Here is a 15,708-nt window from a genome sequence, read left to right as displayed (position 1 = left end):
AGATACAAAAAGCTCACGTGATATTGCCATCGCGTGAGCTTTTTATGTATAGTTAAGTTCCTGTCAGATGAACAAACTGCCAATCTGGAACGCCAGAGCGCTGACGCACCAAGCCAGACAGGTCGTATAGATGGCGGCAAAGCCGGCCCACTTCCACGACCCCGTTTCGCCTTTGATGGCGGCTATCGTCGCTATACAGGGGAAATAGAGCAACACAAAAAGCAGGAAGCTGTAGGCCGTGAGCGTAGCTACGGGACCAGCCTCGCTGGCACTGATGCCGTGCAGGGTGGCTATGTCCTTCGTCATTTGCTGCCGCAGAATGGCGTATTTTCCGCCTTCGTTGTTGAAACCTATATCGTCGCCGAAGCTGTCGTTGTTGGAGTAAAGCACTCCCATAGTTGAGGCCACAATCTCCTTGGCACCTACACCGGCTATGAGTCCTACGTCGAGCTTCCAGTCAAAGCCCTGTGCGCGGAACACGGGTTCCACGAATTTGCCTATGTGGCCGATGTAGCTTTGCTCCTGCTGCGCCTGTGCGTCAAGCCGATCGTTATGGGGGAAGTAGCCCAGCGCCCACACAATGATGCTGGCCACGAGGATGATGCCTCCCATCTTCTTGAGGTATTGTTTGCCTTTCTCCCAAGTGTGTCGGCCTATGGCTTTCCAGGTAGGGAAGCGATAGGGGGGCAGTTCCATCACGAAGGGCGTGTCCTCGCCCTTGACCATGAACCTGGTAAAGAGTTTGCTCATGACCACGGCCATTAGAATTCCAATGAGATAGAGCGACAACATGATGAGTGACTGATACCTTACGGCAAAGAAGCTGCCTATAATCATGATGTAGATGGGCAGCCGGGCAGAGCAACTCATCAGCGGCAGGATAAGCATTGTGACCAGACGCGACCGCCGGCTCTCGATGGTTCGGGTGGCCATGACGGCCGGAACATTGCATCCGAAACCCATGATGAGCGGAATGAACGATTTGCCATGCAGCCCCATCTTGTGCATCAGCTTATCCATGATGAAGGCGGCACGTGACATGTAGCCGCTGTCTTCCATGTAGGAGATGAAGAAGTAGAGGATAAGAATCTGCGGCAAGAATACGATGACGCTGCCCACACCGCCGATAACGCCGTCGGCCAGCATGGCTTTCACGGGGCCGTCGGGCATGTTGCGGCTGATGGCATCGCCCAGCCAGGCCACGCCGGCATCAATCCAGTCCATGGGATATTGGCCCAGAACGAAGGTTGCCGTAAACATGACGAACAGAATGAGGATGAAAATAGGGAAACCAACCCACTTGTTGGTCAGGACGCTGTCCAGCAGATGGGTTATCTGATAGGTATCCTTGTTGGTGCCGGTCTTGTATTTTGCCTCTTCGAGAGCTCCGTGTATGAAGCCGTACTTGGCATCCATTACGGCCGTTTCGCTGTCGTCTCCGGTCTCTTCTTTTACACGGGCAGCGGCTGTTTCGCGATGTTCAAGTATCTCTTCGGCATCGGGCAGCTGTCTGACAAGCCGCTCTATGTCCTTGTCCCTCTCCAGCAGTTTGATGGCCAGATAGCGTGTAGAGTAGCGCTCGCGCAGGTTTTCCTCCTTCTTGAGATGCTCCTGTATCTCGGCTATGCCGTTCTCTATCTCGTGCCCGTGGTTGATGTGGATGTGGCGAAAGTGCGGGTCGGCATCCTCTGTACCTTCATACATCTCGATAACAGCATGGAAGAGGTTCCTTACACCCTCGCCGCTGGTAAAAACGGTAGGCACCATCGGCACGCCAAACAGCTTTCCGAGCTTATCAAAGTCCACGTTGTCGCCACGCTTCTCGGTTTCGTCGAACATGTTCAGAGCCACCACCATGCGCAGGTGCATGTCAATGAGCTGCGTGGTGAGGTAGAGGTTACGCTCCAGATTACTGGTGTCGATGACGTTGATAACAATGTCGGGAGTCTTCTCGACTATCTGCTTTCGCACGTAAAGTTCCTCGGGCGAGTAAGCCGAAAGGGAGTAGGTGCCTGGCAGGTCGACGAGGTTAAACACGTAACCTTCGTATTCGGCATGCCCTTCCTTGGCGTCAACAGTCACGCCGGAGTAGTTGCCCACGCGCTCATGAGCTCCCGAAGCAAAGTTAAAGAGCGAAGTCTTGCCGCAGTTGGGATTGCCCACCAGAGCCACGTTGATGACTTTGTGGCTGCGCTCTGCAGCCTCTTCCCAGAGCTTGTTGGTCATGGCCTGTTCGTCGGGGTCGGCCGAATCAATGACAGGTGAACTGATGTTGGGAATTGGCTGCTTGCCTTGTGCGTGCCGTTTCACGTCTTCCATGGATATGACTTCTATCAGGTCGGCCTCGCTGTGGCGCAGACTGATTTCATATCCCATTACCTTGTACTTCACCGGGTCTTTCAGTGGGGCATTGAGGAGCACCTCTACCTGCTTGCCTTTGATAAACCCCATCTCGATGATGCGCTTGCGGAAACCGCCGTGTCCGTAGACTTTGACGATGATTCCTTTCTCACCGGTTGCCAGTTCTGATAATTTCATGTCTTCTTGTTTTCTTCCGTTCGGGACTTGCGACCTGGGTACTAAGACCGCATTCAGCCGTTTAAGAACCTATGCAAAGATACAATAAAAATACGGTATAAGGGCTTTTCCTGCGGTCTAAAGCATCAAAATACCTACTAATTGTGATGGTTTGGAGGTTCTGAAGATGTGGTTTGTAATCTTTACCACTATCTGGTAATGCCTTTACCGCTATCTGGTAAAGGCTCTACATGTATCTGGTAAAGCCTCTACATGTATGTGGTAAAGGTTCTACATGTATCTGGTAAAGCCTCTACATGTATGTGGTAAAGGCTCTACATGTATGTGGTAAAGCCTTTACCAGCTATCTGGTAATCTCTTTACCACTATCTGGTAAAAGTTCATGAGCTATGCTCACGTGCCTCTGAAGAGGTGCTTTTCGGCCGTTGTTGACTATTGATTTTACACTTCCTTGATGTCGAAGTAATCTTTGAGAACCTGTTTGGCGCTTCCGTCCAGGTTCGGTATGTCACGCAGTATGTGCCCGTGTTCCAGGAGTGCCACGCGGTTGGAGATGTTAACTGTGTGCTGCAAGTTGTGACTGCTTATCAGAATGGTGGCGCCGGTGGCATCGTGATAGTCGGTGAGGAGCTTCTTCAGGATGTTCTGGCTCGATGGGTCGAGGAAGTTGAAAGGCTCGTCGAGTATCACGACTTGAGGCCGGTTGAAGAGCGCCGAGATAATGCCTATCTTCTGTTTGTTACCTGCCGAGTAGTCGCGTATGAGCTTTTTCTGCCCCATGATTTCGCCGGCCATGAAGCGCTCAAAGTCCTTTTCCCGCTCTGCTATGGCGGTTTCGTCCATGTTGTTCACCTTGCCGATGAAGGCAAAGTATTCTTCGGGCGTGAGGAAATCTATCAGGAAGCCCTCGTCAATATAGGCTCCGGTAAAGTTCTTCCATTCCTCATTCTCAGCCGGGTTTATGGTGGTTGGCTCCGTCTCGGCGTCACGGTGGGGCAGGGTGATGCCCACACGGCCGCTGTCGGCTTTGAGCAGGTCGAGAATAAGACGAAAGAGCGTGGTCTTGCCGGCGCCGTTGTTGCCTACAAGTCCCAGCATGTCGCCGTCGTGTATGGTGAATTCGGGAATGTCTACGGCAGTTTTTTCGCCGTATGTTTTCTTGAGGTCGGTGAGTTGTATCATCTTGACAGTTGTTTGGGTGTAAGCGGATAAACGAAAAAACGAAGAACAAGCAGAAGCCTGTCTTGGGGCTTTTCTGTTTATTCTTCGTTGTATGGGTGCGGCTGTTATCTCAGGTTACGGCCGTGGCAGTTCTTGAATTTCTTGCCCGAACCGCACGGACACGGGTCGTTGGGGCGTGGCATCTTCTCGGCCCTGTAGGGCGTGTGCTGCGCTGCCTGTGCCGACTCGCGCGTGTCCTGGTTGGCTGCAGCCTGCTGGGCGGGGTCGTTGAGGTCCTGCTTCTGCTCGTTGTAACGCTGGGCATGCTGCTCCTCTGCGGCTTCGTGAACTTCTTCCTGCTGCATTTCAGGTATCTGGGCGCGCATCAGGATGGAGGCAATGCGGTTGTTGATGTCGTCAATCATGCTGTCCCAAATCTTCGCACTCTCCAGCTTAAACACCAAGAGAGGGTCTTTCTGCTCGTAAGAAGCGTTCTGAACACTGTGGCGCAGTTCGTCGAGCTGCCGCAAGTTCTCCTTCCAGTCGTCGTCGATAACGTGAAGCAGAGTTTGCTTTTCAAATTCCTTGACCACCGTCTTGCCTTCGGTCTGATAGGCCTCGTGGAGGTCGCAGGCAATGCGGTATTGGCCTTTTCCATCGGTGAAGGGGATGGCGATGCGCTCAAAACGGCCTCCCTGGTTTTCCTCCACCTCCTTGATAAACGGCCATACGAGGCTCTGAACCCTGTCGGTCTTGCGCTTGAAGGTTGCCATGGCATTCTGGAAAGCACGCTCGGCCAGCTCTTCCTTGCTGCCGCTGAGGAACTCGTTTTCGTCGAACGGACATTCCATGGCAAGCACCTTGAGGAACTGCTCCTTGCATCCCTCGAAGTCGTTACGCTCGATGATGTTGATGCAACGGTCCCAGATGATGTTGGCGATATCCATGCCGATGCGCTCACCCATGAGGGCGTGGCGGCGCTTTTCATAGATAACGGTGCGCTGCTTGTTCATCACGTCGTCGTACTCCAGCAGGTGCTTACGGATGCCGAAGTTGTTTTCCTCGACCTTCTTCTGGGCTCGCTCAATGCTCTTGCTAATCATCGGGCTCTCGATACGTTCGCCTTCGTCATAGCCCAAGCGGTCCATGACGTGAGCAATACGCTCGGAACCGAAGAGGCGCATGAGCTTGTCTTCGAGCGAAACGTAGAATACGGAAGAGCCGGGGTCGCCCTGACGGCCGGCACGACCACGCAGCTGGCGGTCTACGCGACGGCTCTCGTGACGCTCGGTACCAATGATGGCCAGACCGCCGGCAGCCTTCACCTCGTCGGTGAGCTTGATGTCGGTACCACGACCGGCCATGTTGGTGGCAATGGTTACGGCACCGAGGCCGTTGGTAGAACGTCCGGCTTCGGCCACGATGAGAGCTTCTTTTTGATGAAGTTTGGCATTCAGCACGTTGTGGGGAATGTTGCGCATCTGGAGCATGCGTGAGAGCAGTTCGCTGATGTCTACAGAGGTGGTACCAACCAAACAAGGGCGGCCGGCATTGCGCATCTCGATGATTTCGTCGATGACGGCGGCATATTTCTCGCGAGCTGTCTTGTAGACACGGTCGTCCATATCCATGCGGACAACGGGGCGGTTGGTAGGTATCTCGACTACATCGAGCTTGTAGATATCCCAGAACTCTCCGGCCTCGGTGCTGGCCGTACCCGTCATACCCGAAAGTTTGTGGTACATGCGGAAGTAGTTCTGAAGGGTAATGGTGGCAAAGGTCTGCGTGGCGGCTTCAACCTTTACATGCTCCTTGGCCTCGATGGCTTGGTGCAGGCCGTCACTCCAGCGGCGGCCTTCCATAATGCGGCCTGTCTGCTCGTCAACAATCTTAACCTCGCCGTTCATGACAACATACTCGTCGTCCTTATTAAACATGGTGTAGGCTTTGAGGAGCTGTTGGAGGGTATGCACACGCTCGCTCTGGAGACCGTAGTGGTTCATCAGGTCGTCCTTCTTGTCCAAACGTTGTTGGTCGGTGAGGTTGGTCTCGTTCTCCAGTGCGGAGAGTTGCGAGGCAATGTCGGGCAATACAAAAAGCTCGGGGTCACCAGTCTGCTTGGCCAGCCAGGCTCCGCCCTTGTCAGTAAGGTCGGCAGAATTCAGCTTCTCGTCAACAACAAAGTAGAGCGGTTCAATGGCCTTGGGCATCTCGCGGTTGTTGTTCTGCATGTAGTATTCCTCGGTTTTCAGCATTCCAGCCTTGATGCCGTCTTCCGAGAGATACTTGATGAGCGGCTTGTTCTTGGGCAGTGCCTTGAAAGAACGATAGAGGGCAAGGAAGCCTTCTTCTGACATTTGAGCGGCCTTCTTGCGGTCCTGTTCCTGCTGGGAGGCTGTAATGAGCTGTTTGGCTTCGGCCAGCAGTTCGGTAGCTTGCTTGCGCTGAACTTCGTACAGACGTTCTACCAAAGGCTGGAAGGCCTCGAACATCTGGTCGTCGCCCTTGGGAACGGGGCCGGAAATAATCAGAGGTGTACGGGCATCGTCAATCAGCACGGAGTCGACCTCATCGACAATAGCATAGTTGTGGCGACGTTGTACGAGATCCTTGGGGCTCATGGCCATGTTGTCACGCAGATAGTCGAAACCGAACTCGTTGTTGGTACCGAACGTGATGTCGGCCTGGTAGGCCTTGCGACGCGCTTCGGAGTTAGGCTGATGCTTGTCTATACAGTCAACACTGAGGCCGTTGAATTGATAGAGAGGCCCCATCCACTCGGAGTCACGCTTTGCCAGATAATCGTTGACGGTAACCATGTGCACGCCGTTTCCGGTCAAGGCATTGAGGAATACCGGCAGGGTGGCAACGAGCGTTTTACCCTCGCCGGTGGCCATCTCTGCAATCTTGCCCTGATGGAGGGCAATACCGCCAAAGAGCTGGACATCATAGTGCACCATGTCCCACTTGATTTTGTTGCCGCCGGCAGTCCACTCATTGTGATAGATGGCTTTGTCTCCATCAATGGTAATGAAGTCGTTGGCGGGATTGGCGGCCAGTTCACGGTCGAAATCGGTGGCTGTAACCACTGTCTCCTCGTTTTCGGCAAAGCGGCGAGCAGTGTCTTTCATAATGCTGAAAGCCACCGGCATCACCTCGTTAAGTGCCTTCTCGTAAATATCGAGGACTTCTTTGTCTAACTTGTCAATTTCGTTGAAGATGTCTTCACGCTCTTCGATAGGCGTTTCTTCGATTTTTGCCTTGAGCTCATCGATTTGAGCCTTTTGTTCTTTTGCCGAGTCCTGGACGTACTGCTGTATCTCTTTAGTCTTGGCGCGCAGTTCGTCATTGCTCAGTGCCTTGATTTGGGGATATACTTCTTTCACTTTTTCAACCAGCGGCTGAATAAGTTTCATATCCCGTGTACTCTTGTCACCGAACAGTGATTTAAGAAAGTTGTTGAAACTCATTGTTTATTTTGTTTTATTTGTTGCTATTAATATAATGTGTAATTGGATGCAAATTTACGAATAAAATTCTGAATAGCACTACATTGTAGCTACATTTCGTCTCAAAACAATCAATACGACAGCTGCAATGTTTAATGTTACTGGATGTTTGAGAGCGAAAAAGAATTGGATTGTAAAAATGCTGGCTGGTCAGAACAGAGGTTCTGCTTTGCAGGCGTTAGGTGCCCGGATACGGATGGCTTTGGCAATGGTAGGCGCAATGCGGTCTACCGTTACCGGGGTGTTGATGCGTTCGGCCTTGGCTCCTGCACTGTAAACAATAATGGGGAAGGGAACAAAGGAAACGCGACTGATATATTTTTCCTGATTATCTTCGTTGTATAGCTGCCAGCCGGAGGCCACTTCAATGATGATATCACCACTGATGGCCGGATTATGGCCGTTGCGAATCTTGAGGATATCGTTGCCTCCCGACAACAGTCGGGTGGTGGTGTAGACATCTCGTACGCCTGCGTTCTGGATGAGGAATTCCTGACATCTGTTCAGAACTTCACCCAATCCGATACGCTTCTGCTCGATGAGTTTGTGGTTGAGATAAATCTCGTTGTGGAAGCAAGACTCGACATAATGTCCCTGACCGTAGATAGCGCTCAGGAATATGTTCATCAAGTTGGCCGTGCGGTTAATGTAGAAAGTACCTGTGGGAATGCGAAATTTGGCATAGTCGGTTTTGTCTTCATCTGTATATCCTGTGCTTGTGATGAAGAAAAGCACATTCTGCTTGCCTACGTTAGTTTCAATTCCGGATATCAGTTCGCCCAGTACGGAGTCTAACTTGCGGTAGATGCTCTCCATGTCGAACTGCCAGTTTGTCGCGCTTTTACCTTTGGCTGATAGCGTGATGCAGAGTAAGTCGGTCACGTCGTCCTTACCCATTGAGTTGGCAAGCACGCACTCTTTGGCTGCATGCACTATTGCTATATTCTTAGTAGCTTCATCTTCAGTGCGTTGAGAATAGATGCTCTTGTATGCGTTTAGCCACTTTCTGCCCTTGTCGGGATAGTAATTTGAAGTAGTGAAGACGCCCGAGTGGTCGTCTATCCATACAGCGCCGTCAACAGCATGGCCGGCTGACAATACGGCAGCATCCTTGTTGGAGGCAAGAGAGTAAACGAGCGCATTGCCGTTGGATGCGACTTTGAGTTCGTCACCTATTGTAGAAGTGGAAATCTTGGCCGGCGAAACGGTGTATTTGTTATCGTCTACGCATACCACAGGCCGTAATGTGCTCCGGTCGAGCCATTGAGTGCCGACGATACTATTGTAGTATGGAGAGGTACCGGTGGATATGGAGGCAATGGCTGAGGCTCGGTCTACCGGTGTAAAGGGATAGCTTGCAGCCTCGTAGACACGCCCCTGACTCAACAGTTTGCGAAATCCGTTCTGCCCGTAGAATGGAGAGAAGGCTTCTATATAGTCTGTGCGAAGCTGGTCTATGGTTATGCTCACCACGAGTTTGGGTGCAGGCTGTAAGGATTGAGCCTGCCCGGTGGCCGAGAGAGCGAAGAGAATCGCGGTGAGATATCTATTCATTTGTCAGTTTGGGCTTCTTACACCAGTATTTAATGATTGCTATTCTGATTAGCAAAATCAATGCCAGAATGTACATGGCAACATCATATCTTTGCCAAATACCTAAGAACAGGGCGATTATGAGGAATGCCATCAGCACATTCAAATATCCGTGTGCCTGATGCTTCCTTAGCTTCCGGACAACCGGAATGAGGAAAATAATCGACAATGGACAGAGAATGAGTATCTGAAAGTTTAGACTCACCGTTGGGTGTTGTGAGAAAACCATGGCCAGAATGATTAACCCGCACAACCCATCAACCAAAAGCCATAGTGCGTCGAACCCCCATATAATCTTTTTGGTAAAGGCTTCTACGAAACAAATTGTGATAGTAATCGCGGCAAGAACCAATACGCAGCCAATAGGAGACAAGGGGAAACCCCCGTCGGTGTGGTTTGCAACAGGCGGAAGCAAATAAGTGGATTGAGTGACTAACTTCCTTCGCGAGCCGTCTTTGTTGATAATAATGGCATTATCGAAGTCATTCTCAAGATGAACCGGCAGAAATTGCTGCTGCTCCTGGTTCGTTTTGGCATCAGCCTTCACACCCAGAAGCAAGTCGTTACCTAATTGCATCCAAGGATGTCCGTGGGTGTAGTCGTGAATTAAGGAGCGATAGCTTGGCGAATAACTTCTGTTTTCGGCATAGGAAACTTTGCCTGTGATATGCTCAACTATCATGTCTCGGGCACGGGTTGTGCAATTATCATAGAAATAATTGTATCGGTAGACTTTATTTTCGGGTCGATAGTTTTCGTCAATGGCCTGAGTGATGGCCCATTTCTCCTCTCTCGAGAGATTGAGAGCTTGCTCTTTAACCCAACGGCCGTCGCTTCTGTACTCTTCAATAAACAGATTAAAAGGTTGAATTGCCATTTCATAATCGGTAATCCCGAAAACAAATCTGAGGATGAAGTTCTTCTGTTGAAAAGAGAACATGCCGTAATTGATGCTCAGATCCTGATTTCTGCCAATATCGTGGAACCTGATGGCGGTGTGTCCATACAAAGAGTAGACCTCTTGCCCTGGCCCACAAGTAAGCAGACTTACCTCTACCGAATCCATGCTCTTGAGTATAGGATTCTGTTCTTCTACAGCTTCACGGGCTTCTACTGCCGTCGTTAAAGACAATAAAATAACAGCCGAGAGGCCTCTCAAAATATGTTTTAAATGTTTCACGATGCAAAAATAGCTTATATTTTGCAGTTATCATGCTATTGTTTCGAAAATTTTCGATAATTTTGCAACCAATAATTAAAGGCGGGCTTTTTGTCTGCAACTTTACACTTCACGTAAATCTAAGGAATTTGAAGAGTTTCAATATGAGAAGAATATTGTTTAGCGCCGTTGTTCTGGCTGCATGTTCAACTACAGCTTTAGCACAAAGCGGTACTAATTCCCCTTATAGTCAATTCGGATTAGGTGTTTTGACAGAGCAGACGAGTGGTTTTAACCGAGGTATGAATGGCCTTGGCATCGGCTTCCACGAGCACAATCAGATTAACTTCCTTAATCCTGCATCTTATTCAAGTCTTGATTCCCTGAGTTTTATTTTTGATGTCGGAATGTCCGGACAGATTACGAACTTCGAGGAAAACGGCAAAAAACAGAACGCCAAAAACGGCAATCTGGAATATGTTGTAGCAGGTTTCCGAGTCTTGAAACATGTAGGTATCAGCTTTGGTGTGGTTCCCTTTACAAATGTAGGCTATAATTATTCGAATTCCAGTTTTGTAGGCAATTCTCTATCCACGAGCGTTACCAATACCTACTCCGGTTCCGGAGGTTTGCACCAAGTGTATTTGGGAGCCGGATGGGAACCTTTCAAAGGCTTTGCTTTTGGTGCCAACGTGTCTTATCTGTGGGGCAATATCACCCGTTCTGTTGTCAATAGCTACAGTGATGCCTCTGTAAACACGCTCTCAAAATACTATGCAGCCGACGTGAGAAGCTACCGAATTGATGTAGGTATGCAATACACGGCGCAACTTTCTGCTAAAGATGCCGTCACGCTGGGCATTACCTATGGTCTTGGACACAAACTGAAAGCCGACCCCTCGTGCACGGTGGTTTCCAAGAATTTGCAAACAGGGGTGGCGGATTCTACCGTCCAGACAATAAAAGATGGCTACGAACTGCCAACCATGATAGGTGCGGGTTTGATGTATAATCATCACAACCGCCTGAAGATAGGACTCGATTATAGTCTCCAGAAGTGGGCAAAGATTGATTTTCCTGAATACAGCGTTGTTAATGACCAACCGCAGTATGCACTCAAGAGTGGATTGTTGAAAGACAGACATAAGTTTACCTTTGGCGGGGAGTTCTGTCCTAACGAAATGGGACGTGGTTTTGCTCAGCGCATGCACTACCGTGCCGGAGTTTCCTATGCCACTCCGTATTACAAGATTAATGGAGCCGATGGGCCAAAGGAAATCAGTGCCAGTCTGGGTTTCGGCATTCCTATTATCAATACGTGGAACAACCGTTCCATGCTCAACATCAGTGTACAATGGGCTCGCCAGAGTGTAACAGGATTTATCACTGAGAATACATTCCGCCTCAATGTTGGCTTGACTTTCAATGAACGCTGGTTTGCCAAGTGGAAGCTGAATTGATGATAGCTTATTAGTAAAACGAAGTCTTGAAGAGAGTCCTCTTTATATTGTTGCTGACAGTCAGTCTGCTTCTGTCACTCGCTTCTTGCGAGGAGCAGAAGGAACATACGGCTCCTGCCATCTATCCGCGAGATTCGGTGGCAGTAATGATTAGCTATGGTGTCAATACGTTGATATCGGATTCGGGCGTCATCAAATACCGTATCGTAACTGAGAAATGGGAGGTAAACCAGAACCGGAATCCGCAAAGGTGGATATTCGACAAGGGGCTGTTCCTTGAACAATTTGATGAAAAGTTTCACGTGCAGTCGTTCATTCAGTGCGATACTGCCTATTACTATAATGAGAACCGCTTGTGGGAATTGAGAGGACGGGTTCACATCTTGACCAAAGACGGGCTCCGCTTTAACAGCGAACAGCTGTTCTGGGATGAGCGTGAACATCAGCTCTATTCGCATGTATTCTCCAAGTTAATCACTCCCGAAAGACAGTTGCAAGGCAGTTATTTCCGCAGCGACGAGAAGATGACGAAATATTATGTGTCAAATACGCAAGGTTCTTTTGAGAAGGGCGACATTGATAGTGGCGGCGATACGCTTACGACAGCTGCCGATACTGTTAAGGCTGCCGTCAGACCGCAGACGCCTCCACGCCGTCGCAACACCTCCATACCCTTGACACATTAAGAAACGACTAAAACAATGATGGGTAGCGCAGTCGATATACCACTTATTATAGGAATAATCATCTCTATGGCTTTCTCTGCCTTCTTTTCCGGCATGGAGATGGCTTTCGTATCCAGCAACCGTATGCTGGCAGAGATGGATAAGGAGAAGAATGGCCTTTCGCAGCAGCTGCTCTCCACCTTCTACCGCCATCCCAACGGGTTTGTCAGCACCATGCTTGTTGGCAACAACATCGTGCTGGTTGTTTACGGCATTCTGATAGCCCGTTTCTTCGACAACACCATCTTTGCAGGTATGGAGCCAGGCTTCACCGTGCCAGCAGATACCATTCTTTCCACGTTGATAGTGCTCTTTACCGGTGAGTTCCTGCCCAAGACTCTCTTTAAGAGCAATCCTAATAAACTGCTGACAGTATTCAGCATCCCTGCTTATTTGTTCTATATCTTGCTATGGCCCATCAGCAAGTTCTCCACTTTCTTATCCAAGATACTGCTGCGCATCATCGGCATCCACATGAGTAAAGACGATGACGACGAAGGATTTTCGAAAGTGGATTTGGACTATCTTGTCCAGTCGAGCATTGACAATGCCAAAAATGACGACGATATTGAGGACGAGGTCAAGATATTCCAGAATGCGCTTGACTTCCCTGACACCAAAGTGCGGGATTGTATGGTGCCTCGCACCGAGATTAACGCGGTAAACCTGAACGAGTGCTCACTCGACAACCTCAGGCAGATGTTCATCGAGAGCGGTAACTCCAAGATTGTTGTCTATAATGGCGATATTGACCATATCGAGGGCTACATCCACTCCTCCGAGATGTTCCGCGCCCCGGAGCACTGGCAAGAGCACATACAGAGCATGCCTTTCGTGCCCGAAACCATGGCTGCCCAGAAGCTCATGCAAATCTTCCTGCAGCAGCAAAAGTCATTGGGAGTGGTTGTTGATGAGTTCGGCGGAACCAGCGGAATCGTATCATTGGAGGATATTGTAGAGGAGATTTTTGGTGAAATTGAAGATGAACATGACAATACCAAATACATTGCGAAAAAGACTGACAACGGAGACTACATTCTCTCTGCTCGTCTGGAGATTGACAAAGTAAACGAGATGTTTGACCTCAACCTGCCCGAGAGCGATGAGTACATGACCATTGGCGGACTTATCTTATATTATTACGAGAGTTTTCCCAAGCTCAATGAAATCGTCACCGTTGGCCCCTACGAATTCAAGATATTGAAGAGCACACGTACAAAAATAGAGTTAGTAAGACTAAAAGATAACTCCTAATTGAAAATTTCGGGCGAAACTTTCCGTCATTTGATATCTTTTTAGTATTTTTGTACGCATTTTAATAACTGCAGGATGTGTTTACGCTCAAGGCGATGCCTTGTAATAATACGTGAAATAATAATTAAATAAAAACATAAATATTAATGGCAGCATTAGGAAAAATCAGAAAGAGAGGCGTGATTCTTATCGGAATCATTGGTTTTGGCCTCTTTGCGTTCATCGCCGAGGAGCTGTTTCGTTCTTGCGAATCGACCAAGAACGACCAGCGCCAGCAGATAGGCGAAGTCTTAGGTGAGAAAATCAACGTGCAGGAATTCCAGAAACTGGTCGACGAGTACAGCGAAGTCATCAAGATGCAGCAGGGTACCGAGAGCCTGAACGAGGAACAGCTCAATCAGGTAAAGGACATGGTATGGAACACATTCGTCCAGACCCGTATAGTGGAAGACGAAGCACAAAAGCTCGGCCTCACCGTTACCAACGAAGAGTTACAGAATATCCTGAAGGAAGGAACCAATCCCATGCTTCTCCAGACTCCGTTTGTCAACAGGCAGACAGGCCGTTTCGATGCCAATGCCCTGCAGAAGTTCCTGGCCGATTACAACAACCAGAAGAACGCCAACTCGCAGATGTCGCAGCAGTACGAAACCATTTATAAATACTGGACCTTTATTGAGAAAACTCTCCGTCAGCAAACGCTGGCTCAGAAGTATCAGAGTCTGCTGGCCCATTGCGTACTCTCCAACCCTGTAGAAGCCAAGATGGCATTCAAGGACGAGACCGAGGAAGCGCAGATACAGCTGGCCGCCTTCCCTTACAGCAGCATAGAGGACAGCAAGGTGAAGATAGCTGATGCCGACCTGAAGGCAAAGTACGAGGAACTCAAACCTCGTTTCAAGCAGTATGTGGAGAGCCGCGATATCAAGTATGTAGATATTGAGGTTGAACCGTCTGCACAGGATCGTCAGGCTCTGCAGAAGCAGTTTGCCGACTATACCAAGGATTTGGCTGCAGCTGCTGACCCTTCAGAGGTTGTGCGCAAGAGCACTTCGCTCATCAGCTACCTCGGCTTGCCGGTCACTAAAGAGGCTTTCCCGCAGGATATAGCACAGCGTCTCGACTCCATGACAGTAGGCCAGACCTACGGCCCTGTTGAGAACAAGATGGACAACACCATGAACATTGTGAAGCTGGTTGCCAAAACGCAGCTGCCCGACTCCGTGCAGTACCGCATGATTCAGGTGCCCGGTACCACACCCGAGGCAGCTCGCAAGAGCGCTGACTCTATCTATACGGCTCTTGCTGCCGGTGCTGATTTCGAGGCAACCGCGAAGAAGTATGGCCAGACGGGTGAAAAGCAGTGGCTCGTTACCGCTCAGTATCAGAACGCCCCTTCGCTTGACAAGGATACCAAGGGCTACCTGATGGCGCTCAACACGATGGCTGTTAACGAGCTGAAGAACTATTCAATGACGCAGGGTAACCTCATCATTCAGGTGCTTGACCGCAAGGCAATGGTCAACAAGTACACCGCAGCCGTCATAAAGAAGCCCATTGAGTTCTCAAAAGACACTTACAGCGCAGCCTATAACAAGTTCAGCTCTTTCGTGAGCGCCAATCAAACTGCCGACGGCATTGTGAAAAACGCCCAGAAGAGCGGCTACCGCGTACAGGAAGCTAAGGATATAACCACCTCTACTCACTATCTGGCCGGCATTCACAGCACCCGCGAAGCCATGAAGTGGCTCTTCGAGGCCAGTGAGGGTGATGTTTCGCCCATGTACGAGTGCGGTGATAACAACCACCTGTTGGTGGTAGTATGCGAAAAAATACATCCTGCCGGCTTCCGTGGATTAAATGATCCGCAAGTTCGCGAGCTGGTGCAGGCTGAGGTTTTGAAAGACAAGAAGGCCGACATGCTGATGGACAAGGTCAAGGGAGTTACCTCACTTGCCGCCGCCAAAGGCAAGGGTGCCAAGACGGTTGATGTTAACCAAATTACTTTTGCAGCTCCCGTGTTTGTATCTATGACAGGTGCCAGCGAGCCCGCGTTGAGCGGCGCCGTAGCCGCAACGGCCAAGGGTAAGTTCAGCACTCAGCCAGTAAAGGGCAACGCCGGCGTTTATCTCTTCCAGGTTGTGAACAAGAGTACACATCAAACCAAGTTTGATGCCAAGGCGGAAGAAGCCAAGCTCGCACAGAAATACTTGCAGCTGGCCGGCAACTTTATGAATGAACTGTTTGTGAAGGCAAAGGTTGTAGACAACAGATACCTTTTCTTTTAGCAGTAGTGTGCTCCATGGGGA

General features: G+C 49.8%; 9 protein-coding genes. 4 read left to right on the top strand and 5 right to left on the bottom strand.

Annotated elements, in window-relative coordinates; all coding sequences use genetic code 11:
- Nucleotides 1-63 precede the first annotated feature (63 nt).
- The 5 genes from feoB to BMW31_RS10170 form a co-directional block, all read right to left on the bottom strand.
- Nucleotides 64-2,538 (bottom strand): ferrous iron transport protein B, encoded by a 2,475-nt coding sequence (feoB, locus tag BMW31_RS10190; protein ID WP_091825150.1) that lies wholly within the window; start codon nucleotides 2,536-2,538, stop codon nucleotides 64-66.
- 441 nt (nucleotides 2,539-2,979) lie between these two features.
- Nucleotides 2,980-3,720 carry an ABC transporter ATP-binding protein gene (locus BMW31_RS10185; protein WP_091825147.1) on the bottom strand — a complete coding sequence of 247 codons (741 nt, stop codon included), beginning with the start codon at nucleotides 3,718-3,720 and terminating at the stop codon, nucleotides 2,980-2,982.
- A gap of 104 nt (nucleotides 3,721-3,824) precedes the next feature.
- The gene (secA, locus tag BMW31_RS10180; RefSeq protein ID WP_091825144.1) at nucleotides 3,825-7,169 is read right to left on the bottom strand and encodes a preprotein translocase subunit SecA; all 3,345 of its coding nucleotides are present in this window, start codon (nucleotides 7,167-7,169) and stop codon (nucleotides 3,825-3,827) included.
- Nucleotides 7,170-7,358: 189 nt separating this feature from the next.
- Nucleotides 7,359-8,762 (bottom strand): alkaline phosphatase family protein, encoded by a 1,404-nt coding sequence (locus tag BMW31_RS10175; protein WP_091825139.1) that lies wholly within the window; start codon nucleotides 8,760-8,762, stop codon nucleotides 7,359-7,361.
- Nucleotides 8,755-9,981, bottom strand: a complete 1,227-nt coding sequence (locus BMW31_RS10170; RefSeq protein ID WP_177166308.1) for a lipoprotein N-acyltransferase Lnb domain-containing protein — start codon at nucleotides 9,979-9,981, stop codon at nucleotides 8,755-8,757. Before BMW31_RS10170 ends, BMW31_RS10175 begins: the two co-directional genes overlap by 8 nt.
- A 143-nt stretch (nucleotides 9,982-10,124) precedes the next feature.
- On the opposite strand from BMW31_RS10170, the gene BMW31_RS10165 reads away from it, so the two are divergent.
- The 4 genes from BMW31_RS10165 (at nucleotide 10,125) to BMW31_RS10150 (ending at nucleotide 15,687) form a co-directional block, all read left to right on the top strand.
- Nucleotides 10,125-11,420 (top strand): porin family protein, encoded by a 1,296-nt coding sequence (locus BMW31_RS10165; protein WP_091825212.1) that lies wholly within the window; start codon nucleotides 10,125-10,127, stop codon nucleotides 11,418-11,420.
- 26 nt (nucleotides 11,421-11,446) lie between these two features.
- The gene (lptC, locus tag BMW31_RS10160; protein WP_091825135.1) at nucleotides 11,447-12,106 is read left to right on the top strand and encodes an LPS export ABC transporter periplasmic protein LptC; all 660 of its coding nucleotides are present in this window, start codon (nucleotides 11,447-11,449) and stop codon (nucleotides 12,104-12,106) included.
- A gap of 18 nt (nucleotides 12,107-12,124) precedes the next feature.
- Nucleotides 12,125-13,399: a hemolysin family protein gene (locus BMW31_RS10155; protein WP_091825209.1), complete on the top strand. Its 1,275-nt coding sequence runs from the start codon at nucleotides 12,125-12,127 to the stop codon at nucleotides 13,397-13,399.
- Between the two features lie 146 nt (nucleotides 13,400-13,545).
- The gene (locus BMW31_RS10150; protein WP_091825132.1) at nucleotides 13,546-15,687 is read left to right on the top strand and encodes a peptidylprolyl isomerase; all 2,142 of its coding nucleotides are present in this window, start codon (nucleotides 13,546-13,548) and stop codon (nucleotides 15,685-15,687) included.
- Nucleotides 15,688-15,708 lie beyond the last annotated feature (21 nt).

Source organism: Prevotella sp. kh1p2, assembly GCF_900111525.1.
GTDB lineage: Bacteria > Bacteroidota > Bacteroidia > Bacteroidales > Bacteroidaceae > Prevotella.
The sequence above is the reverse complement of the archived record's forward strand: the minus strand, read 5'-3'. Positions and strand labels throughout refer to the sequence as shown.